Genomic DNA, 21,686 nt, shown 5'->3' with positions numbered 1-21,686 from the left:
CCGCGCTGCTGCCGACCGGCCACCGGGGGCGGCCGGTCGGCCACGATCAGCCGGTGGCGCGCTCGCGGCGGCGGCGGGTCAGCTCGTCCTCGGTCATCGGGGCGATCTCGACGCCGTCCGCGCGTTCGGCCGGGAACTCGTGGATCGTGCCGGAGATCTCGCGCATCGCACCGCTCACCGCGATGCCGAACACGCCCTGACCACCCTGCAGCAGGTCGACGACCTCCTCCGGCGAGGTGCACTCGTAGACGGTGGTGCCGTCGGAGAACAGCGTGATCCTCGCCAGGTCCTGCACGCCGCGGCGGCGCAGGTGGTCGACCGCGACCCTGATGTTCTGCAGCGAGACACCGGTGTCCAGCAGCCGCTTCACGACCTTGAGCACCAGGATGTCCTTGAAGGAGTACAGCCTCTGGCTGCCCGAGCCGTGCGCCACCCGCACCGTCGGCGCGACCAGCCCGGTCCGTGCCCAGTAGTCGAGCTGCCGGTACGTGATGCCCGCGATCTGACACGCCGCGGGTCCTCGGTAACCGACGAGCTCGTCCGGCAGCGAGGAGTCCGGGAACAGTTCACCCTGCAGCCCGGATTCCGCCCTCAAGGGCGCTTCCTCGACCACGCCTGCCTCCCCTCGGAACGGCCACGAAACTCATGACCGTCAAGCCGCTGTGTCCGCTCTCGCTCAGCAGCGACGTCCACTCGAGTTCGACGGTAGGACCGGTCCGAGGGCAGGTCAACGCGACGCGCGGGGAGTGTCGACCCTCAACCTGAGGTGGAGAGCCGGACCGTCACCCGATGTAGGACGTTCAGGTGACGTTTAGTGATCGTTTAGCGGTCGAAACGACCGAAAGTAGTCCGATAGGGGGACATCCAAACGAACTGCTCTGTCGCCCATACGAGACGGAGTGCGAGCACCGGAAACTCAGGTGCCCGCGCCCGCGACTGTGTCTACGTGTCCGCGCCCCGACAGTGCCTATGTGTCCGCTCCGCGGAAGTCCTCGGGGGAGACGGAGTCGAGGAACTCGCGGAACTTCTCCACCTCGTCCTCCTGCTCGTCCGGGATGATCAGCCCGGCCTCGGCGAGCACGGCCTCCTCGGCGTGGATGGGCACGCCCACCCGCAACGCCAGCGCCACCGAGTCGGACGGACGCGCGGACACCCGCACGTCGCCGTCGAACACGAGCTCGGCGAAGAAGGTGCCCTCCTGCAGGTCCGTGATCCTCACCTGCTCGAGGTTGCGGCCCAACGCCCCGATGACGTCCTTCAACAGGTCGTGCGTGAGCGGGCGCGCGGGGCGCACGCCCTGCTGCTCGAGCGCGATCGCCGTGGCCTCGACGGAGCCGATCCAGATCGGCAGGTACCGCTCGCCCTCGGTTTCCCTGAGCAGGAGGATCGGCTGGTTCTGGGGCAGCTCCACCCGGACGCCCACGACGCGCATCTCACTCATCGGGTCTCGCCTCCCTCTGACTCGTTGGGGAGTACCCGGTTCGCTTCCGAGCATCCCCCGGCGTATGCGTTCGACGCTACCCGCCAAGCGGGCCGTGTGCTCAATCGTTGCGGGCAGAACGTGATCAAGATGATTGACGCAGGCCTGCTCTCACCAACAACGTGTGCAACGAGGCGAACAGGTCGGCCAATTCCCGCACGGTCCCACGATCTGAGAACGAATTCAGCAGATCGACCTCGTGATCCGCTGCCGCGCGGACCGCGCGCAGGTGTTCGCGCTCGACGCCGAGTCCGGTCATCGCCCGGATCGTGCGGAGCGCGGTGATGTCGTCGGTGGTGAACCGGCCACCGGGGCCGGGACGCAGCAGACCGTCGCGCTCCAGCTGGGACAGCTGGTCGGCGCTGGTTCCGGTCTGGGTCAGCAGGTCGATCCGGGAGACCTGGCCCGAGTCTGCGGAGGCGGCGTCGAGCTGCTCGCGGATCACCTTGAGCGGCAGATACCTGTCGCGTTGTGCGGACAGCACGAACCGCAACCTCTCGACGTCCGCCGCGCTGAACTGGCGGTAGCCGGAGGCGGTGCGTGCCGGGCGGACCAGCCCCTCCGCTTCCAGGAAGCGGATCTTGGAGATGGTGACGTCGGGGAACTCGGGCCGAAGCTGTGCGAGCACAGCCCCGATGCTCGACTCCCCGCGTCGTGGCCGCCCGGCCGTCACGCGTCAGGCTCCCGCGGAGCCAGGACCCGTCAGGAAGACGAGGCGGAACTTGCCGATCTGGACCTCGTCGCCGTTCGCGAGGACGGCCTGGTCGACCGGCTCGCGGTTGACGTAGGTGCCGTTGAGGCTGCCGACGTCGATGACGACGAACTCGCCGCTCTCCCGGCGGAACTCGGCGTGGCGGCGCGAGACCGTCACGTCGTCCAGGAAGATGTCGCTGTCGGGGTGGCGCCCGGCGCTCGTCGTGTCTCGGTCCAGCAGGAACCGGGAACCGGCGTTCGGACCGCGCTTGACCACGAGCAGCGCGGAACCGGCGGGAAGGGCGTCAACACCGGCAACGGCCGGCTCCTGTGCGGGCGCCTCGGCGCCGCCTTCCATCTCCTGGAGGAAGTCCGCCCGGAAGACGGAGGTCCGCTCCGGGGACTGCTCCGGCGGAACGCCTGGGCCGTCGTTCGTGCTCACCTGAGCTCTCCTCCTGCTGCTGGATCCGTCACTTCCGGTAAAACCTATCGCGTTGGGGTCACCGCCTTCAGCGCGGCTCCCCTTCCGGCCGAAGATCCGGCGAAAGATCGACGTCACTCCTTCTCCACCAACGCCTTGTACGCGTCCGCGTCCAGCAGGCCTTCCAGCGCCTCGGGGTCGTTCAGCCTGATCTCGACCATCCAGCCCTCGCCGTACGGGTCGCTGTTGACCGAGTCCGGCGTCTGGACCAACGCGTCGTTGATGGCGACGACCTCGCCGTCGAGCGGCGAGTAGAGGTCGGACACGCTCTTGGTGGACTCGACCTCACCGAACGTGTCACCCGCCGCCACGGTGTGACCGACCTCGGGCAGCTGGACGAAGACGACGTCACCGAGCTGTTCCTGGGCGTAGTCGGTGATGCCGACGCGCACTGTGTTCTCGCCGGTGGCGGCGACCCACTCGTGCTCCTCGGTGTAGCGAAGCTCCTCGGGAATCAACTGACTGCGCTCCTCGTGCTGAACCTGTATGGGGTGATCTTTTCACGCGACCGTGCGAGGTGTGGTCCGCAGGGCCAGGAAGAACTGGTAGACGTACAGCAGCGCCGACCACAGGTAGAGCGCCCCGCCCCACGCCGTGAACGCGTAGGCGAACGGCAGGGCGACCTGCGCCCAGCCCGAGTCGCCCTGCGCGAGGAGCAGCAGGGGGAAGGCGTAGAGCAGGTTGAACGTCGCGGCCTTGCCCAGGTAGGTCACCTCGAAGGTGCCCCAGCCCCGTTGCCGCAGGACGAGCAGGCAGAGGCCCACGACCACTTCCCGTCCCACGAGCACGAGGGCGACCCACAGCGGCACGATGTCCCTGATGACGAACGCCAGCAGCGTGCAGAAGACGTAGAGGCGGTCGGCGGCGGGATCGAGCAGCGCGCCGAGGTTGCTCATCTGGTCGAGCCAGCGCGCGAGCTTGCCGTCGAGCCAGTCGGAGAGCCCCGCGAAGACGAGGACGAGCAGCGCCCAGCCGTCCGCGCGGGGTCCGAGCAACAGGTACAGGAAGAGCGGAACACCGGCCAGCCGCAACACGCTGAGCAGGTTCGGAATCGTCAGCAGGCGATCAGCCGGGTCACGCACACCCGCACTCTAAACGAGTGACTGCGCAGGGGCTGCCGGATGGCGTCACGGCACGCGGTGCGACTGGTCGCGGGTGTGGCGGTCGTTCTGCGTTCTTTGTTCGGTTCGCCGGTTTCTCAGGCCGTGTGCGTGAACGTCCAGCCCCGGCGCTGCATCTCGGCGCCGGTGATGGCGTGCGGGCGACCGCGGTCGTCACGACCGACCCAGCGGGCGCGGAAACCCTCGAGCACGTAGGCGTGGCCCCGGCTCCAGACGACGCTGCACGGCGTGGTCGGCAGCGCTGAGTCGCACTCCGAGTCCTGCTGCGGCTGGGTCTCCATGGCGGTTTCCATCTCTGTCCCTCCGTGACACCAGGGATGTCGCGTGCCGGGGGTTCGGCGTTATCCCTGAGAACGAATTCTGGCGGACTGTGGTTCAGAACACGTGTCGTGTTCGGGTCCAAAGCGTTAACTGGATCGATCGGCGCGCCGAGCTGTTCCAGTCCGAAGTGGAACGGATCTCGGGGTCCTTGCTCGCGCAACCGTTCGTCGTACCCCGATGACCGCACAACGCCCACCGGGGATCGGCCGGGGCTAACCTCCACGCGTGGACCAGGTGAAATTCGGTGCGGAGCTCATCTCCAGGTTGATGGACCACCTGTGCTCTCAGCTCGACGGCTGCGTGGGCGTGGGGCTGAGCGTGTGGCCCGACGGCACGTTGCTGCGGGCCACCGGGGTCGCCGTGGAACTGGACGCGGAGCAGCTGACGAGCGGCGCGGGACCGCTCGTCGAGGCTTCCCGCGATGAACGGCAGGTGTCCGGGGAGGTCGCCGGGACGCACGTGGTCGCGGTACCCGGCAGCTGGGGCGACGGCGGCCCGATCGTGCTGACCGTCTACCTGTCGCACGAACCGCGGGTCGAGGACCTCAAGGCGATCGAGGAGGTCGAACCGCTCGTCGCGACGGCGGCCGCGGTCGTCGAGTTCTGCGCGGGCGAGGTGCTGCGCGCCGAGCAGATGGCGCGGATGGTTCAGCACCGCCGGCACATCGAGCAGGCGAAGGGCCTGGTGATGGCCGCCCGGTCGTGCGAGCCGGGCGAGGCCTTCGAACTGCTGGTCCGCACCAGCCAGCACGCCAACGTGAAACTGCGCGACGTGGCCACGGCGCTGGTCGTGACCGTGGGCGGGACGCTGGAGGACGGCGCCGAAGAGGAAGCCGATCCGCCGGACGCCGCACGTGTGGTGGCCCGGAGGCTCTGGAAGGCGCTGCGGAGTTGAGATCTCGGTTTGAACCGAGCATTGTCCGGGTACGGACACCAGGACCTGTCCTGTCGTGCGGACTCTCCCGTACGGTTGAGTCCGCAGCGGTTGAGCCAGCAGCCGCATCCGGGGCCGCTGCGTGGCGGCTCCCTGTATGTGAGAGGGAGTACTTCGGTGACTGTGCAAGACCCACGTGCGGAGCAGATCGAGCTGAAGGTGCGGCAGCCGGCGCCCGGAGTCACCGTCCTCGCCGTGTCCGGTGAGGTCGACATGGTGTCGGCGCCCTCGTTGCGGGAAGCGCTGGTCAACGGGCTCGGTGACGGCGGCACCTTCGTGGTGGACATGACCGGTGTGACGTTCCTCGGCTCCGCCGGGCTCGCGGTGCTCGTCGAGGCCGCGAAGCTCGCTCAGCAGCAGAGCGCGACCCTCAAGGTCGTGGCGACCGCCCGGGCCGTGACGCGGCCGTTGGAGGCCACCGGTCTCGGTGAGATCTTCAACCTCCACGGCTCGGTCGACTCGGCCCTGAGTTAAAGCGTCCGGACGGTGAGCCGGTTACCGGCCGCCCTGAGCGCCTCGGCGACGTCGTGGAGTGCTCGTCTCACTCCGCTCCTCTCCACGCCGAGCCCGCTGAGGTCGACGGTCAGTGGAACGGTGCCGCCACGAGCGGCCGTGGTGAGCGTGCGGCGCAACGACGGACCCGCCTCCGCGGGCACGTCCCCGCGGACGACCGCCACGACGCCGGAGGAGGTCTCGTGGACTCGCACGTCGCACTCGGGCGCGCCCCGGGTCACCGGCCGCACGGACGTCCGCGCCCGGCGCAGGCGCACGGTCGTACCGCTCGCCCTGCGGAGGACGTCGACTTCGTCCACGCTCTCCCGCATGAGCAGGAGCCCGCGTCCGCGCGTCGTCAGTGCCGGAGGCGGCACGCGCCACCGGCCGTGGTCGGTGACGTCGACCTCGGCGGTCCCGTCGGGATCGACGTGGGCGCGCACCTCGACGGTGCCGTGCGCGGGGCCGGGGTAGGCGTGCTCGACGGAGTTGTTGATCGCTTCACTCGCGGCGAGCACGAGGTCGCTCGCCTCGTCCTCGTCGACACCGCTTTCCCGCAGCCATTCCCGCAAGCGGTGCCGCACAGGCCCGACCTCGTGCGGATCTGCCGGGATGCGGAGGGCCAGGTAGTCCTCGTGCAGCAGCACAGCGCTCCCTCCCGTTGGTTGGCTCTGCCAGGGGATTTCCCGGGGCGCCAAGCCACTACACGTGCGAATGCGCGTGTGAAATGAGATCGATTCGGGTACGGCAGGACATGCCGGCCTTCAGCAGAACGGACTACGAGGTGGCTGTGACTCAATTGTCAGGCGTCGAGCTTCGGATGGCCGCGGACCCCACGCAGCTGTCCATCGTGCGTGCGGTCGCGGCGGACATCGCCATGAGGCAGGACTTCGACCTCGACTCGATCGAGGACCTGAAGCTCGCCGTGGATGAGACGTGCTCGACCTTGATCACGCTCGCCGCACAGGACGCCGTGCTCAGCGCCCACTTCGCGGTGGACGACAAGGGCGCCGTCCACGTCTCCGCGAAGATCTCCGCGAAGTCCGCGGCGGGCCCCGACGAGGCCAGCTTCGGCTGGCGCGTGCTCACCGCGCTCGTCGACTCGGTGCAGACCAGGGTCGAGGAGACCGAAGGGTTCGTGGTCCACATCGGCCTCGTGAAGTCCACCGCCGGGGCGGTGGATGCGTGACCGGGGCGGAAGAGGCCACCAAGACCGAGGAGACCAAGCCGGAGGCCGAGGTCAAGTCCTCCCGGTCCGGTGACTACGACCACCTGGCCCCGCTGTTCGCCGAGCTCGCGGGCACGCCCGCGGGCCCGAAGCGCGACACGTTGCGGGACAGGCTCGTGACGGAGCACCTCCCGGTCGCCCAGCACATCGCCCGCAGGTTCGGCCACCGCGGCGAGCCGCACGAGGACCTGGTGCAGGTCGCGACGGTCGGTCTGATCAACGCGGTCGACCGCTTCGACCCGGAGCGCGGCAGCGACTTCCTGTCGTTCGCGGTGCCGACGATCATGGGTGAGGTCCGGAAGTACTTCCGGGACTCCAGCTGGTCGGTGCGGATGCCGAGGCGGCTCAAGGAGCTGCACCTGGCGATCAACGCGGGCACGTCACGCCTGTCGCAGTCGCTGGGCCGCGCGCCCACTCCGTCGGAGCTGGCCGAGCACCTGGGCCTGTCCCGCGAGGAGATCCACGAGGGTCTCGCGGCGGGCAACGCCTACCAGAGCGCGTCGCTCGACGACATGCTCATGTCGGAGGACTCGTCGATCTCGCTCGGTTCGACCATAGGCGAGGAAGACCCCGAGATCGCCATGATCGAGCAACGCGAGGCGCTGCACCCGTTGCTGGAGAAGCTGCCGGAGCGCGAACGCAAGATCGTGATCATGCGCTTCTTCGGCAACATGACCCAGACGCAGATCGCGCAGAAGGTCGGCATCTCCCAGATGCACGTCTCGCGTTTGCTCGCGAAGACGTTGCGTCAGCTCAGGGACGTGCTCGAGGAGTAGGCGCGGACACGGCGCCGGGCCGCGTTCACGATCTGGCGCCGTTCGTCCTCCCCCATGCCGCCCCACACGCCGTACGGCTCCTGAGCCTCGAGCGCGTGGGCGCGGCACTGCGCGAGCACCGGGCAGTGCCCGCAGATCGCCTTGGCCTTCTCCTCCCGAGCCGCCCGCGCGTACCCGCGCTCGTTGTCGGGGTGGAAGAAGACCGCGCTGTTCTGGCCGCGGCACAGGCCTTCCATCTGCCAGTCCCACACGTCGGTGACCGGCTTGGGCAGACGGGTGGTGCAGGTCATCGCGACTCCCTGAAGGGCTGGGGGAAAGAGTTGCGATCTCTGCGTACCTCTGCTTGAGCAGGGATAAACCTGCTTACAACCTTTCGGGTGCCCCGATTCCCAGCAGGGACAGTCCCAAGGTGAGCACGCGGGACGTCAGCGTGCACAGGTGCAGCCGCGAGTCCTGCAGTTCCTGCGTCTCCGCCTTGGCCACCGAGCAGTTGTCGTAGAACGTCGAGAACGCGGTCGCCGTCTCGAACAGGTAGGTCGTGAGCTTGTGCGGCGCGAGCTCGCTGATGGCCGCGTTGACGGCGGTGGGCAGCTGCAGCAGCTTCAACGCCAGCGCCTGCTCGGCCCGCTCCTGCAGCACGAGCGGGGCGTCCGCGGCGGGAACGCGCCCGACCCTGCGTCCGATCGAGAGGATGCGCGCGTTGGCGTACTGGATGTACACCGAGGTGTCGCCCGTGGTCGCGAGCATCTTGTCCCAGGTGAAGACGTAGTCCTTCTCCCGGTCGTTGGAGAGGTCCGCGTACTTGACCGCGCCGAGGCCGATCGTGCGGGCGAGGGCGTCCTTCTCGGCACCCTCCACTTCGGACGTCTCCGGGATCACCTCGTACGAGTTCTTGATCGCCTCGGTGAGGAGGTCGATCAGCTTGATCGTCCCCCCCGCCCGCGTCCGGATCGTCTTGCCGTCGGAGCCGAGGATGGTGCCGAAGCCGGTGTGCACGGCGGTGTGCGCGTCGTCGAGCCACCCGGCCTGCTTGGACGTCGCGAAGATCATCTGGAAGTGCTGGGCCTGCGGCGTGCCGACGACGTAGATGAGCTCGTCGACCTTGCGCTCCCGCACCCAGTACCGCACGGTGGCGAAGTCGGTGGTGGCGTAGCCGTACCCGCCGTCGGACTTGCGCACGATCAACGGCAGCCGGTCGCCCTCGCGGTTGCTGAACCCGGGCGGGAAGACGCAGAGCGCGCCGTCGCTGGTCTCGATGAGACCCTTCTGCTGCAGCTCGGTGATCGTGTCGGCGAGGTAGGGGTTGTAGAAGCTCTCGCCGTAGTTGTCCCCGGCGGACAGACCGATCTCGAGCATCTCGTAGACCTGGTTGAAGTGCCGCTGCGACTCGCCCACCAGCTCGTGCCACAGTTCGAGCGTCGTCTCGTCGCCGCCCTGCAGCAGCACCACCCGCCGCCGTGCGCGGTCCGCGAACCCCGGCTCGTTGTCGAACTTCTGCCTGGCCTGCTGGTAGAACGCGTTGAGGTCGCTGATCTCGTGGTCGGCGCCGTGGCCCTCGTCCGTCAGGTGCTCGATGAGCATGCCGAACGGCGTGCCCCAGTCACCGAGGTGGTTGTGCGGGATCACCTCGTGCCCGGCGAAGGTCAGCAGCCGGCAGAACGCGTCACCGATGATCGTCGACCGCAGGTGGCCGACGTGCATCTCCTTGGCCACGTTGGGGCTGCTGTAGTCGATGGCGATCCGTCGCGGCTCGTCCGTCCTCGGCACGCCGAGCCGGTCGTCGCCGAGCAGGGCCGCGGCCTGCGCCTCCAGCCACTCCCGGCGCAGCTTCAGGTTGATGAAGCCGGGCCCGGCGATCTCGGGCGCCTCGACCGCGTCCGCCGCGTCGAGGTGCTCGACGATCAGCGAGGCGACCTCGCGGGGGTTCTTCCCGACCTTCTTGGCGAGGCTCATCGCGACGTTGCACTGGTAGTCGGCACCGTCTCGGTTGGACGGTCGGATCAGCGCTTCCTCGGCGGTGATGTCCACGTCCAGGGCGACGCGCAACGCCCGCGCGACCCGCTGGCCCAGTTCGAGCCCGACATCCCCACGCAGCACTGAACCCACCTCTCACCCGCTGGCTTGTTCGCCCGAGTATTTCACCCGCGCCAAACCGGATTCACCACCGGCCGAGCAACAGCGCCCCGCCACCCACCAGCGAGGCCAGGCTGACCACGCCGAAGAACGTCACCCAGCCCAGCGCCGGCACCCCGGTCAGCCACGCCAGCTGGTCGGCGTCGGACCGGGGCGCCTGGCGCCGCCACCGCTTGACCTGCAGCTCCCACACCGGCCGGACGCCGCCGAGCAGCAGGAACCAGGCGAACACGTACGCGGCCGCGTCCCGGACCTCGAGAGACGCGTAGAAGGACACGAAGAAGAAGATCCCGCCCGTGACGATGATCGACAGGACTCCGAAGACGTTCCGGATCATCACGAGCATCGCCGCCAGGAACCCGATGCTGATCCACAGCATCAGCTGGATCTGCTCGGTGGTGATCAGCAGGGCCGCCCCGAAGCCGAGCAGCGAGGGCGCGATGTACCCGGCCAGTGCCGTCAGCACCATCCCCGGCCCGCGGGGCTTGCCGCGGGACACGGTCAGGCCGGAGGTGTCCGAGTGCAGCTTGATGCCGCTCAGCCGTCGGCCGGTCAGCACGGCGAGCAACGCGTGACCGCCCTCGTGGGCGATGGTGATGACGTTGCGGGTGACCCGCCAGATCCCGTGGAGCGCGACGGCCAGGAAGGCGGCCAGGGCCGTCCCCCACGTGATCAGCACTTCGTCGGTCAGCAGCTCGGAAGGCATCGCGACATCGAAACAGACGCGCCGTGAGAGCCGCATGTGGGCTCTCACGACGCGTCTGCGCCGGACAGGGGTCGTGCTGCTGTCAGTGCTTGATCTTGTCCTTGTTCACGCGCTCGGTGTTCGGGTCGACGACCGCCTGCTCCTGCGTGATCGGCTCCCTGCGGGCCGCGGGGAGGGGCTCGGTGATCGGCGTGGTGTCCCGCTCACCGCGGAACGCCTCCGAACGCGGCTCGGGCAGCACGTGCGGCTCGACGTGGTCGTCGACCGGCTCCTCGTCCTCGACCAGCTTGCGGCGCGCGGGCATGACCGCGAGCAGCAGGCCGAACAGGGCGAGGCCGAGGTGCAGCCAGTTGTCGTTCGTGTTGACGGCGAGCGGGTTGCCGTACTGCTCGGCCGGGTTCTGGGCGAGGATCCCCGTGATCATGAGGTCCCACACGAAGAGCGCGGCGAAACCGGCGAACAGCAGCCAGCCGTACAGCCGGGCGAGGCCCGAACCGAGTGCCATCAGCAGGCCGAGCACGCCGACGGCCACGAGCACCGTGTTGTGCAGCGGGTTCACCGAGAACCCGAGCACGTACGACTGGGCGGCCCAGTCGCCGACCCCGGTGCGCGTGAAACCCACGACGCCGAACACGATGAACGCGACACCGGCCAGTCCGGCCAGCACCTGCACCGGCTGCAGACCGGCTACCTTGATGCGGTGGGTCATGACGCCCTCCAGGCTCCGTTTCTGTCGCCCGGCGGTTTACCCCGCTTTCACGTTCGTCAAACCGTTCACCGAGACGTCGGGCATGCCGTTGCGGGCCACGACGACGTTCTTCTTGGCCACGTGCACCACGCGCGCACGGGCGGGGTTCACCAGAACGCTGACTTCCGCGTTCAGTTCCGTGTAAGCACGAACCTCGATCTGCGTGCCCCGCGCGGCGGCGTTGCGCAGTGCGGCGGCGAGCGTGTCGAGGTTCCAGGGCTTGACGAGGCGGAACTGGAACTCGTCGACGTGCAGCACGGCCCAGAGCTCCGTGGCGGTGGGTGGATCGGTCGGGTTCATGTGGACTCCCCCTCGCAGTGGTGGGCTCCGGGACGCCGCGCCCACCGCTCGGCGCCCCGGAATTCTGAACACGCTCCTGGTGCTCCACAAGCAGAACGCAGAACCGCCTCCGGGCACATCCGGAGCAATACCTAGGTTTGGTCGCGGGCTATGCGCGCCGCCTCGGACCTGTTGCCGGCGCCGAGCTTCGCCAGCACGTGCGACACGTGCAGTCCCACGGTCCGCACGCTGAGCACCAGCTCGTTCGCGATCTCCTTGTTGGTGCGGCCCCACCCCAGGAGTTCGAGCACCTCGCGTTCGCGCGGGGTGAGCGTGCCCAGCCTCGGTGCGGCCTGGTGCAGCAGCGGGACGCGCTGCCTGCGCGCCTGCCGTGACACCATCTCGGCCAGCGGACGCGCGCCCAGCCGTTCCGCGGCGCGGTCGGCGTGGCGCAGCGCTTCCGGTTCGCCCCAACGGGTTCGCGCGTACGCGGCCTGGTACGGCATCTTCAGCCGGTCCCACGCCACCGCGATCTCGTCCCACGAGTCCCGGCCCGCCTCGGCCAGCGCGACCCGGTGCCACACCTCGTCCTCCGGCCCGCGGGGCTCGGGCAGCCGGGAGAGCAGTTCCCGTTCCACGGCAACGGGATCGTCGAGCTTCCTCACCCGTCCGCCCGCCGCCTGCAGGTCGCGCGCGGCGCCGAGACCTTCCGCGCACAGCCGCAGCACCTCACCGGCGGTCAACGAGTCCGGCAGGTCGGCGACGGTCTCGCGGCACAGCTCCACCGCGACCCGGAACCGGCCGCGGGTCCGTGCCGCGACGGCTCGGGTGTACGCGCATTGGGCGGCGAACAGGGCGTCCGGGCCGTCGATCGCCTTCCCGGCCTCCTCGACCAGGTCGTCGGGGTCCCTGCCGCGCAGGGCGACGGCTTCGGCCTGGCACAGCAGGATCCGCGCGGCCTTGTTGCCGGGGATGGCGTCCGGGACCTCCAGCGCGTCCAGCTCCTGCCAGCGCCCGAGGGCGAGCAGGCTGGTCGCGAGGTTGTAGCGGAGGACGGCGCTGAACGTCGGCGCGAGACCCTGGACTTTCAACCGTGTCAACGCTTCTATGCCGATGCGCGCGCTGCGCTCGTGTTGCCCGGAGCTGCTGAGCACGTAGGTCAGGTTGCCCACGGCACGGCACAGTTCACGAACGGACCCGCTGCGGTGCGCGGCCGAACGGGCCTCCTCCAGCGACACCACACCGGCTTGCACGTCACCGAGGAACGCCTCGCACACACCCCTCACGCTCAACGCGTACGCACGGACCGTCTCGTCGTCGATCTCCAACAACGAGAGGAGCCGCACGGCGCCGGCGTGTTCGCCCTCGGACATGAGCCAGCTGGCCTCGGCGACGGCGACGCGCTGCACCATCGGCCCGCGCGCCAGTCCCCTGGCCTCCAGCAGGGTCTCGTGCGCCGCCGCCCGGTCGCCCAGCACGAACTGGCAGTCCCACAACAGGTACAGCAGCTCGCACCGGTCGTCCGCGGTCGCGAGCGCCTTGCGCAGCTCGGAGGCCGCGTCCCGCGGCCGGCCGACCGACCGCAACGCCCTCGCCCGTTCCAGCGCTTCCCGCACGTTCGGTTAGGAGGGGACGGACACCGCTCAGATACTGCCCTTGCGCCCGATCCCCGCGTACGCGCCCGGCACGACGGCCGGCGCCTCGATCTCCAGGCCCTCCATGAGCTGCTCCACCGGTGTCGGGTGCGACACCACGAGGAACCCGCCGGCGGGCAACGCGTGCCGATAACGACGCACGACCCGACCGGGCCCCGTCGTGTCGTCGACGTACCTCAGGACGTCGACCATCAACACCGCGTACGGCTCGCGCAGGTCGAGATGGGACAGCACGCCCGGATGCCGCAGCACCTGGTCGGGACGGCGCAGGTCGGCCTCGATGGCGCACGCCCGTGGTTCGCCGCGCAGCAGTCCACGCGAGAACGCGACCGTGACCGCGTCGGAGTCCACGTAGACCACACGCGCGTCGGGCAGCGTCTGGTGCGTGGCACCGCACGTCGGGATGCCCGAGCCGAGGTCGAGGAACTGGCGCACGCCCGCGGCCCAGCAGTGGCGGACGGCGTGGCGCAGGAACGTCCGCTGGGCCCGCGTCCTGGCAGGCAGCTCCGGGTCGATCCGGACGGCCTGCTTGGCGAACGCCCTGTCCGGGGCGTAGTTGTGCGCGCCGCCGAGGTAGAAGTCATGGATGCGCGCGGCGTTCGGCCGACGCACGTCGACCTCGTACCGGGCGAAGGCGGGGACCGCAGCCATTCGCAGAGCGTAACTGGCGCCTAGACCATTCGGGCGAAGTTTTCGAAGATTCTTTGGGTCCGTCTGACATGGACCCCTGTGCGGGCGGGCCCGGTCCACCCCACTGAGACCGGGCCACGTAGCGCGTACGGGGATCGAACCCGTGTTTCCGGATTGAGAGTCCAGCGTCCTGACCACTAGACGAACACGCCAAGGACGAGCATTGAAAAGAAAATGCTCGCAAAAATAGAAGAAAGTGAACTAGCAGGTCACAGCTTGGAGGGCGCACCGGCCCATTCGTCTGCTCGGATCATGGAACAATGATGACCGAGAACGCGCACCGGCCGCAAAGCAATTAATCGAGCCACTCCAGCGCGAGCCACAGCGACGCCCGGGCGTCGGCCGTTGCGAGGTCCCGCCCGAGCAGCCGCGCCACGTGTGAGATCCGGTGCCGGACGCTGTTGCGGTGCACGCCGAGCACCGCGGCGGCGCGGTCCCAGCTGCCGTGCTGCCCGAGCCAGGCCCGCAGCGTGTCCACGAGTTCGGGGCGCGCGAGGAGCGGTGCGAGCTCGCGGCGGGCGAACGCGCGGGCGGCGACGGGGTCGACCAGGGAGGACAGGCCGGAGGCGGGGTGGGCGGGCTCGCCGGTGGCCTTGGCGCGGGCGAGGAGGGCGGTGGCCTCGGCCGCGGCGGCGTCGATGTCGGACCGGGGCGTGGAAGGGGCGGGGTTGGGAGCGGTGGCGGCATCCGCTGGAACACCGAGCGGCGACACCCCCACCGGGCCCGTCACCTCCACCCCGCCCGCCACCAGCGCGAGGAACCCCTCCCCCTCCTTCGAGACCAGCGGCCCGTACCGCGCCGCCAGCACGTCGTAGTCCGCGCGCGACTCCCCCGCCACCACCCGGTAGGGACTCTCCCCCAACACCCCGGGCAGGCCGGACACCCGCGGGCGCAGCAGGGCCGAGGCCGCCAGGCGGGCGAGCAGGCCCCGTTCGCCCTCCAGGTCGCGCCGCAGCAGGCCGAGCAGCGCCAGCGCCACCGCTACGACGGCTCGTTCCGCCGGGGACAGCGGTGCCGGGCGGCGCACCACGAGCACCGCGGACTCCACCGGGTCCAGCGTCACGTGGTCTTCACCCACCTGGGCGGAAGCCGAACGAGGTCCCCTGCCGGAGGACACCCGTCCGACGAGTGACGCCACGTCGGGAGGTGCGGACGCGGGGTCCACGAGGTCGGCGCGGCAGTTCAGGACCACGGCCAGGGTGGTCAGCACCGACTCGACGGGACGGACGCGCGTCGCGGCCCGGGTCAGGGCTCGCTGGCTGTCGGCGAGCAGCCGTTGCTCCCGCACGGCGATCTCGGCCAGCAGCGCGCCCAGGGCCTGGGAGACGGCGAGGAACGGCGTCGACGGCGGCACCTCCAGCAGCGGCATGCCCCGCGCCGCGCAGGCCTCCACCAGCGACGCCGGCACGGTGGGGAACTCCGGCTCGACGCCGAACCCGATCGCCGAGACGCCGGACGACACGAGACCGGACACGTAGGCGGACACGTCCGCTGGGAAACGCACGCCGGCCGTGAGCAGCAGTTCCTCGCCGACCAGGTACGGCGTCGGGTCCTCCAGTTCGGACACGTGCGCCCAGCGGACCGGCCGGTCCAGCCCGTCGGCTCCACAGAGGACGGTCAGACCGAGGCCGGCTCGCGCGACCAGGTCTCGCAGTGGGACGGTGTGCACAACCATGACCTGGGGATTGTGCACAACGACCACTTACCGGCGCCACCACGCGTTCCTACTGTGACCTGCAACCCAAGGAGGTCGGCAGTGGCTCTCGACTACGCGGTGATCGCCGCCTACGTGCTCGGCATGATCGGCATGGGCTGGTGGGGCATGCGGCGCGCCACCAGCAAGAGCGAGTACCTGGTAGCCGGGCGCCGGCTCGGGCTCGGCATGTACTCCGGGACGATGTCCGCCGTCGTGCTCGGGGGCGCGTCGACCATCGGCGGCGTCGGGCTCGGGTACGAGTTCGGCATCTCCGGTGCCTGGATGGTGTTCGCGATCGGGCTCGGGATCCTGTTGCTGAGCGCGCTCTTCGCGCGGCGGATCGTCCGGTTGAAGGTGTACACCGTCAGCCAGATGCTCGATCTGCGCTACGGCGGCAACTCGTCGCTCGTGTCGGGTGCGGTCATGTGGGCGTACACGTTGATGCTGACCGTCACGTCGACGATCGCGTACTCGACCATCTTCAACGTCCTCTTCGGACTGCCGAAGACCGTCGGTGTGATCATCGGCGGCGGCATCGTGGTGCTCTACAGCGTTCTCGGCGGCATGTGGTCGATCACGCTGACCGACATCGTCCAGTTCGTCATCAAGACGATCGGCATCCTGTTCCTGCTGCTCCCGGTCAGCATCGTCGCCGCGGGCGGGTTCGACGGGATGCGCGAACGCCTGGACGACCCGGCGATGTTCGACGTCGGCAACATCGGCATCGGCACGATCATCACGTTCCTGTTGATCTACGTCTTCGGTCTGCTCATCGGACAGGACATCTGGCAGCGGGTGTTCACCGCCAAGTCGCCAGAGGTCGCGACGTGGGGCGGCATCACGTCCGGGTTGTACTGCCTGGTCTACGCCGTCGCGGGCGCGTTGATCGGCACGGCCGGCAAGGCGCTGTACCCGGACATCGCGAACAAGGACGAGGCGTTCGCGGTGATGGTCGAGAACCTGCTGCCCACCGGTGTCCGCGGTCTCGTGCTGGCGGCGGCGCTGGCGGCGATGATGTCCACGTCGTCCGGTGCGTTGATCGCCTGTTCGACCGTGGCGGCGAACGACATCTGGCGGCGCAGGACCGACGTCCACTCCAACCGGCTGTTCACGCTGGTGCTCGGCGTCATCGCGATCGGCATCGCGGTGGTCCTCAACGACGTCGTCGCCGCGTTGACGGTCGCCTACAACATCCTCGTCGGCGGGCTGCTGGTGGCGATCATCGGCGGGCTGGTGTGGAAGCGCGGCACGAGGATCGGCGCGATGGCGTCGATGGCCGTCGGTGCGCTCACGTCGATCACGTTCATGATCGTTGACGGTGTGCTGGCCGACTCGCCCATCTACTACAGCCTCGGTGCGTCGCTCGTGACGTACGTGGTGGTCAGCCTGGCCACACCCGCGACGGACCCGGCGGTGCTCGCGCGCTGGGAACGCCGGGTGGCGGGCCGGGCAGAGGAAGAGGAACTGGTGAACGCATGATCGGCCCCCTCGACTCCTCGCGGGTCCCGCGCTACGCGGGCCCCGCGACCTTCGCCCGGCTGCCGCGCCTCGACCAGGTGGCGCACGCGGACGTCGCGGTGGTGGGAGTCCCGTTCGACACGGGCGTCTCGTACCGGCCGGGCGCGCGGTTCGCGCCCGCGGCCGTGCGGGAGGCGTCCCGGCTGCTGCGCCCCTACCACCCCGGTCTGGACGTGGCGCCGTTCGAGCGCCTCCAGGTCGTCGACGGCGGGGACGTCGCGGTCAACCCGTTCCACATCGGCGAGGCCATCGAGACGATCGAGGGTGCCGCGTCCGACCTGCAGCGCGACGGCACGAAGCTCGTCACCATCGGCGGCGACCACACGATCGCGCTGCCGTTGCTGCGGGCCGTGTCGCGGATCCACGGGCCGGTGGCGCTGCTGCACTTCGACGCGCACCTCGACACGTGGGACACGTACTTCGGCGAGCCCTACACGCACGGGACGCCGTTCCGGCGCGCGGTCGAGGACGGGATCCTCGACACCGAGGCGATCTCGCACGTCGGCACGCGCGGGCCGTTGTACGGCAAGAAGGACCTCGAGGACGACCGGCGGCTCGGGTTCGGGATCGTGACGTCGTCGGACGTGATGCGGCGGGGTGTCGACGAGACCGTGGACGCGCTGCGGCAGCGGATCGGTTCCCGCCCGTTGTACGTGTCGGTCGACATCGACGTGCTGGACCCGGCGCACGCCCCCGGCACCGGAACGCCCGAGGCCGGCGGGATGACGTCGCGCGAGCTGCTGGAGATCCTCCGCGGGCTGAGGGGGCTGAACCTGGTGGGCGCGGACGTGGTTGAGGTGGCGCCGGCCTACGACCACGCGGACATCACGTCCGTGGCGGCTTCCCACGTGGCGTACGACCTGGTGAGCTTGCTGGCGTTGAAGGAGGGCTTGTGACGCGCAACGGTGGCGACGTCGTCGTCGAGACCCTGGAGGCGCTGGGCGCGCACACGGTCTTCGGCATCCCCGGCCAGCACGCGCTCGGGCTCTTCGACGCGCTGCGGCGCTCGGAGCTGCGGTACGTCGGGTCGCGGACCGAGGTCAACGCCGCGTTCGCCGCCGACGGCCACGCGCGGACCACCGGTTCGGTGACGCCGCTGCTGGTGTCGACCGGGCCCGGCGCGCTGCAGACCCTGGCCGGGCTGCAGGAGTCCGCGGCCGCCTCGGCGCCGGTGCTGGGCATCTCGTCGCAGATCCCGTCCGCCGGGCTCGGCGGCGTGCGGGGCGGGTACCTGCACGAGCTGACCGACCAGGTGGCGTCGTTCCGCGACGTCGTGAAGCACGCGCGGGTCGTCCGGCAGGTCTCGCAGATCCCGTCGGCGCTGGGCGAGGCCTGGGAGGTCGCGCTGACGGCGCCGTACGGGCCGGTGTGGGTCGAGATACCGCAGGACGTGTTGCTGGCGCCCGCTTCCGTGCCCCCGGTGACGTCGGTGTCGTGGTCGCCGCGCGAGCTGCACCCGCGGGCCGAACTCGTCGAGGAGGCCGTGCGGTCGCTGGACGGCGCCGAACGGCCGGTGGTCCTCGCGGGCGGTGGCGCGCTGCGGGCCTCCGCGGAACTGCTGGAGCTGGCGGAGAAGCTGCGGGCGCCGGTCGTGACCACGTTCGGCGGCAAGGGGAACTTCCCCTGGGACCACCCGCTGTCCGCGCAGTCGTGGCTGGAGGACTGGCACACCACGGAGTTCCTGGCCGACGCGGACGTGCTGCTCGTCGTCGGCTCGGGCCTCGGCGAGCTGTCGAGCAACTACCGGGCGTTCCGGCCGCGCGGCACCGTCGTGCAGGTCGAGGCCGACCTCGGCAAGCTGGAGTCGAACTACCCCGCGCTCGGCATCCACGCCGACGCCCGCCACGCGTTGCGCGCCCTGGCTTCCGGCGTGAGGCCGAGGAAGACCGACGGTCTCGCCGAGGAACGGGTGCTGGGGCTGCTCGCGAACGTCCGCAAGCGCCTCACGACCCAGGGCCTCGACCTGGAGTGGCAGGTGCTGGACGCGCTGCGGGCGGCCGTTCCGGACGGCACGCCGACCTGCTGGGACATGACGATCCTCGCCTACTGGGCCTGGTCGGCGTGGGACCCGCGGGGTGGCGCGCAGCTCACCGCCCAGGGCGCGGGCGGACTCGGCTACGGGTTCCCCGCCGCGCTCGGGGTCGCGGCGGCGACGGACGGGCCGGTGCTCGCGGTGTCCGGGGACGGCGGCGCGATGTACGGGATCTCGGAGCTCGCGACGGCCGCGCAGCACGGGTCGCGGGTGGTGTGGCTGATCGTCGACGACGGCGGCTACGGCATCCTGCGCGAGTACATGACCGACGCGTTCGGCCAGGCCACCGGCACCGAGCTGGCCCGCCCGGACTTCGTGGCGCTCGCCGCGGCGTTCGGCGTGCCCGCCACCCGCAGCACACCCGAATCGCTGCGCGAGGACCTCGCCGAGGCGTTCGCCGGGGACGGCCCGCACGTGGTGGTCCTGCCCGCGGTGTTGCGCATGTTCGCTCCCACGCACCTGGAGAACTCGTGATCGTCGCGAACTTCGTCAACGGCACCTCCGCCTCCGCCGGGGAGACCTCCCCGCTCGTCGATCCCGGCACCGGCACCGAGTTCGGCCGCGCGGTCGTCTCGCGCGAGGCCGAGGTCGACGCCGCCGTCCGGGCCGCCGCCCGTGCTTTCCCGGCCTGGTCGCGCACCACGCCCGGCGAGCGCCAGCAGGCGCTGCTGAAACTCGCCGACCTGCTGGAAGCCCACGCCGAGGCCGTCGCCGACGCGGAGGTCCGGGAGACCGGCAAGATCCGGTCGGTGCTGCTGGAGGAGGAGATTCCCCAGTGCGTGGACCAGATCCGGTTCTTCGCCGGTGCCGCCCGCGCCCTGGGCACGGCCGCCGCGGGCGAATATGTCGCCGGCCACACCTCGTACCAGCGGCGTGAGCCGGTCGGCGTGATCGCGCAGATCACGCCGTGGAACTACCCGCTGATGATGGCCGTGTGGAAGATCGCCCCGGCGCTCGCGGCGGGCAACACGGTGGTGCTCAAGCCCGCCGACACCACACCGTCGTCCACCGTCCTGCTGGCGCGGCTGGCCTCCGAGGTGCTGCCGGCAGGGGTGTTCAACGTCGTGCTGGGCGACCGCGACACCGGCCGGCTGCTGGTCGAGCACCCGGTGCCCGCCATGGTGTCGCTGACCGGCTCGACCCGTGCCGGCGTCGAGGTGGCCCGCGGCGCCGCCGCGACCGTGAAGCGCACGCACCTCGAACTCGGTGGCAACGCGCCGGTCCTGGTGTTCGACGACGTGGACGTGACCGCGGCGGCGGAGGGGATCGTCGGTGCCGCCTTCTACAACGCGGGCCAGGACTGCACGGCCGCGTCACGCGTGCTGGTGCACGCGGCGGTGCACGACGAGTTCGTCGCCGCACTGGTGAAGACGGCGTCGGCGCAGGTCCCCGGCACCGACTTCGGGCCGTTGAACAGCCAGGCCCAGCTGGACCGCGTGCTCGGCCTGCTGTCCCGCTCGCCCGCCACCGTCCACTGTGGAGGCAAGCGGCACGGCTCCGAGGGCTTCTTCCTGGAACCCACGGTCGTCTCCGGCCTCACCCAGGACGACGAACTGGTGCAGGAGGAAGCCTTCGCCCCGGTGATCACCGTCCAGTCGTTCGCGGACGACGACGAGGCGATCGCGCTGGCCAACGGCGTTCCGCAGGGGCTCGCGTCCTCGATCTGGACGCGGGACACCGGCCGGGTCGCGTCACTGACGGGACGGCTCGACTTCGGCATCGTCTGGGTCAACACGCACGGACTCGTCACCGCCGAGATGCCGCACGGCGGTTTCGGCGCCTCGGGCTACGGCAAGGACCTCTCGATGCACGGCCTGGAGGACTACACGCGCGTCAAGCACGTGATGATCGCGCACTGACCATCGCCTGGTAAGGCATCGGGTAGTGCAGCAGGCTCGCCGGCACGAACGCGGAGACGAACCGGATCGCGCGGATCCACCGGCGCAGCCTGCGCTCGTCCCGGTCCGTCCACTCCAGACCGAGCTTGTCCCGCAACGCCACCGGCAGCGTGCCGATGGAGAAGTCCGGCAACACCCGTGCCGCCACGGGCCGCACCAACGGCCACAGGGCGCGCGGCAGGTGTTCGGAGCCGGGCGCCCTGCCCGTCCGCAGCTGGAACGCGTCCAGCAGTTCGTGCACGCCATCGGTGCTCTTCAACTGCGTGGCGACCACGTCGTCGAGGTAGTCGCGCAACTCGGTGAGATCGCCCGGCATCGTCCTGATGCCGAGCGTCTCCCCCGTCTCCCGCCACTCGCGGTACAGCCGTTCCTCGTGGATCGCGGGCATCCGGGGCCGCAGCAACCGGTACGCCGTGAGCAGCGAGTCGAAGCTGGTGGCGTGCACCCAGCGGAACAGCTCCTCGTCCGCGCCCGGGATCCGGGCGTGGGCCCGCAGCAGCCGTTCCGCCTCCGGTTCGGCCTGCTCGCCGCCGAACAACCGCAGCTGCGACGACGTGATGGTCGCCGTCAACCGCGCGAACGGGTCCGCGCGGTAGCTGTCGCGCACGGCGGCGGCGATGACGGGGTGCGCGACCTGCATCAGCACCGCGCGCCCGAGCACCACCAGCTCGAACCGCGTGTACCAGCCCAACCGCCACGTCACCGACTCAGGTCCCAGGCTCACACCATGATCAATACCCGGCGCGGGACCCGTCGACGACGATCACTACCCGATCGAGCTAGCGGTGTGGCCCGGTCGGCGCACG

The 21,686-nt window shown here is 70.1% G+C and carries 25 protein-coding genes and 1 tRNA gene; 8 read left to right on the top strand and 18 right to left on the bottom strand.

Annotated elements, in window-relative coordinates:
- Positions 1-46: 46 nt before the first annotated feature.
- From ND450_RS43470 to ND450_RS43440, 7 genes are all read right to left on the bottom strand, one after another.
- On the bottom strand, positions 47-613 hold the full coding sequence (locus ND450_RS43470) for a MerR family transcriptional regulator (protein WP_305885196.1): 567 nt from the start codon (positions 611-613) through the stop codon (positions 47-49).
- Between the two features lie 354 nt (positions 614-967).
- On the bottom strand, positions 968-1,441 hold the full coding sequence (locus ND450_RS43465) for a bifunctional nuclease family protein (RefSeq protein ID WP_089913871.1): 474 nt from the start codon (positions 1,439-1,441) through the stop codon (positions 968-970).
- Between the two features lie 124 nt (positions 1,442-1,565).
- Complete coding sequence (locus ND450_RS43460) at positions 1,566-2,108, bottom strand: MerR family transcriptional regulator (protein ID WP_253323761.1); 543 nt, start codon at positions 2,106-2,108, stop codon at positions 1,566-1,568.
- 48 nt (positions 2,109-2,156) lie between these two features.
- Positions 2,157-2,615 carry a glycogen accumulation regulator GarA gene (gene garA / locus ND450_RS43455; protein WP_030476302.1) on the bottom strand — a complete coding sequence of 153 codons (459 nt, stop codon included), beginning with the start codon at positions 2,613-2,615 and terminating at the stop codon, positions 2,157-2,159.
- A 113-nt stretch (positions 2,616-2,728) separates the two neighbouring features.
- A complete protein-coding gene (gene gcvH, locus ND450_RS43450) occupies positions 2,729-3,112 on the bottom strand; it encodes a glycine cleavage system protein GcvH (protein ID WP_253323760.1) in 384 nt (127 codons plus the stop codon).
- Between the two features lie 42 nt (positions 3,113-3,154).
- Positions 3,155-3,736, bottom strand: a complete 582-nt coding sequence (locus ND450_RS43445) for a CDP-alcohol phosphatidyltransferase family protein (protein ID WP_089913881.1) — start codon at positions 3,734-3,736, stop codon at positions 3,155-3,157.
- Between the two features lie 116 nt (positions 3,737-3,852).
- Positions 3,853-4,068: a hypothetical protein gene (locus tag ND450_RS43440; RefSeq protein ID WP_253323759.1), complete on the bottom strand. Its 216-nt coding sequence runs from the start codon at positions 4,066-4,068 to the stop codon at positions 3,853-3,855.
- Positions 4,069-4,321: 253 nt separating this feature from the next.
- Here ND450_RS43440 and ND450_RS43435 point away from each other — a divergent pair, with 253 nt between their 5' ends.
- Both ND450_RS43435 and ND450_RS43430 read left to right on the top strand, forming a co-directional pair.
- Positions 4,322-4,990, top strand: coding sequence for an ANTAR domain-containing protein (locus tag ND450_RS43435; RefSeq protein WP_253323758.1), 669 nt, complete (start codon positions 4,322-4,324; stop codon positions 4,988-4,990).
- Positions 4,991-5,146: 156 nt separating this feature from the next.
- Positions 5,147-5,503, top strand: coding sequence for an STAS domain-containing protein (locus ND450_RS43430; protein WP_253323757.1), 357 nt, complete (start codon positions 5,147-5,149; stop codon positions 5,501-5,503).
- Here the strand turns inward: ND450_RS43430 and ND450_RS43425 are convergent.
- Entirely contained in the window at positions 5,500-6,168 is a 669-nt protein-coding gene (locus ND450_RS43425; RefSeq protein WP_253323756.1) for an ATP-binding protein, read from the bottom strand. The genes ND450_RS43430 and ND450_RS43425 overlap by 4 nt on opposite strands.
- A gap of 173 nt (positions 6,169-6,341) precedes the next feature.
- On the opposite strand from ND450_RS43425, the gene ND450_RS43420 reads away from it, so the two are divergent.
- Both ND450_RS43420 and ND450_RS43415 read left to right on the top strand, forming a co-directional pair.
- Positions 6,342-6,710, top strand: coding sequence for an ATP-binding protein (locus tag ND450_RS43420; RefSeq protein ID WP_253323755.1), 369 nt, complete (start codon positions 6,342-6,344; stop codon positions 6,708-6,710).
- Positions 6,707-7,525, top strand: a complete 819-nt coding sequence (locus tag ND450_RS43415; RefSeq protein ID WP_089913896.1) for a SigB/SigF/SigG family RNA polymerase sigma factor — start codon at positions 6,707-6,709, stop codon at positions 7,523-7,525. The genes ND450_RS43420 and ND450_RS43415 overlap by 4 nt, the downstream gene beginning before the upstream one ends.
- On the opposite strand, the gene ND450_RS43410 is transcribed toward ND450_RS43415, so the two are convergent.
- The 9 genes from ND450_RS43410 to ND450_RS43370 form a co-directional block, all read right to left on the bottom strand.
- A complete protein-coding gene (locus ND450_RS43410; RefSeq protein WP_089913899.1) occupies positions 7,498-7,815 on the bottom strand; it encodes a WhiB family transcriptional regulator in 318 nt (105 codons plus the stop codon). The genes ND450_RS43415 and ND450_RS43410 overlap by 28 nt on opposite strands.
- A 73-nt stretch (positions 7,816-7,888) precedes the next feature.
- On the bottom strand, positions 7,889-9,622 hold the full coding sequence (argS, locus tag ND450_RS43405) for an arginine--tRNA ligase (protein ID WP_253323754.1): 1,734 nt from the start codon (positions 9,620-9,622) through the stop codon (positions 7,889-7,891).
- Positions 9,623-9,683: 61 nt separating this feature from the next.
- Positions 9,684-10,364, bottom strand: coding sequence for a M50 family metallopeptidase (locus tag ND450_RS43400; protein WP_253323753.1), 681 nt, complete (start codon positions 10,362-10,364; stop codon positions 9,684-9,686).
- Positions 10,365-10,446: 82 nt separating this feature from the next.
- The gene (locus ND450_RS43395) at positions 10,447-11,073 is read right to left on the bottom strand and encodes a DUF4383 domain-containing protein (RefSeq protein ID WP_253323752.1); all 627 of its coding nucleotides are present in this window, start codon (positions 11,071-11,073) and stop codon (positions 10,447-10,449) included.
- A 36-nt stretch (positions 11,074-11,109) separates the two neighbouring features.
- The gene (locus ND450_RS43390; protein ID WP_253323751.1) at positions 11,110-11,412 is read right to left on the bottom strand and encodes a hypothetical protein; all 303 of its coding nucleotides are present in this window, start codon (positions 11,410-11,412) and stop codon (positions 11,110-11,112) included.
- A 131-nt stretch (positions 11,413-11,543) separates the two neighbouring features.
- On the bottom strand, positions 11,544-13,007 hold the full coding sequence (locus ND450_RS43385) for a LuxR C-terminal-related transcriptional regulator (protein ID WP_253323750.1): 1,464 nt from the start codon (positions 13,005-13,007) through the stop codon (positions 11,544-11,546).
- 27 nt (positions 13,008-13,034) lie between these two features.
- Positions 13,035-13,697 carry an SAM-dependent methyltransferase gene (locus ND450_RS43380; RefSeq protein ID WP_089913914.1) on the bottom strand — a complete coding sequence of 221 codons (663 nt, stop codon included), beginning with the start codon at positions 13,695-13,697 and terminating at the stop codon, positions 13,035-13,037.
- 119 nt (positions 13,698-13,816) lie between these two features.
- A tRNA-Glu gene (locus ND450_RS43375) sits at positions 13,817-13,888 on the bottom strand.
- Between the two features lie 143 nt (positions 13,889-14,031).
- On the bottom strand, positions 14,032-15,411 hold the full coding sequence (locus ND450_RS43370) for a PucR family transcriptional regulator (protein WP_253323749.1): 1,380 nt from the start codon (positions 15,409-15,411) through the stop codon (positions 14,032-14,034).
- Positions 15,412-15,492: 81 nt separating this feature from the next.
- Between ND450_RS43370 and ND450_RS43365 the strand changes: the two genes are divergently transcribed.
- The 4 genes from ND450_RS43365 to ND450_RS43350 are packed head-to-tail and all read left to right on the top strand — an operon-like array spanning position 15,493 to position 20,841.
- Positions 15,493-16,911, top strand: a complete 1,419-nt coding sequence (locus tag ND450_RS43365; RefSeq protein ID WP_253323748.1) for a sodium:solute symporter — start codon at positions 15,493-15,495, stop codon at positions 16,909-16,911.
- Positions 16,908-17,846 (top strand): agmatinase, encoded by a 939-nt coding sequence (gene speB, locus ND450_RS43360; RefSeq protein WP_253323747.1) that lies wholly within the window; start codon positions 16,908-16,910, stop codon positions 17,844-17,846. The genes ND450_RS43365 and speB overlap by 4 nt, the downstream gene beginning before the upstream one ends.
- On the top strand, positions 17,843-19,456 hold the full coding sequence (locus ND450_RS43355) for a thiamine pyrophosphate-binding protein (protein ID WP_253323746.1): 1,614 nt from the start codon (positions 17,843-17,845) through the stop codon (positions 19,454-19,456). The genes speB and ND450_RS43355 overlap by 4 nt, the downstream gene beginning before the upstream one ends.
- Entirely contained in the window at positions 19,453-20,841 is a 1,389-nt protein-coding gene (locus ND450_RS43350) for an aminobutyraldehyde dehydrogenase (RefSeq protein ID WP_253323745.1), read from the top strand. The genes ND450_RS43355 and ND450_RS43350 overlap by 4 nt, the downstream gene beginning before the upstream one ends.
- Here the strand turns inward: ND450_RS43350 and ND450_RS43345 are convergent.
- Complete coding sequence (locus ND450_RS43345) at positions 20,816-21,604, bottom strand: oxygenase MpaB family protein (RefSeq protein ID WP_177229691.1); 789 nt, start codon at positions 21,602-21,604, stop codon at positions 20,816-20,818. The genes ND450_RS43350 and ND450_RS43345 overlap by 26 nt on opposite strands.
- Positions 21,605-21,686 lie beyond the last annotated feature (82 nt).

The sequence above is a fragment of the Lentzea sp. HUAS12 genome (assembly GCF_024125735.1).
Lineage (GTDB): Bacteria > Actinomycetota > Actinomycetes > Mycobacteriales > Pseudonocardiaceae > Lentzea > Lentzea albida.
This window is presented reverse-complemented; position numbering and strand designations above follow the sequence as displayed.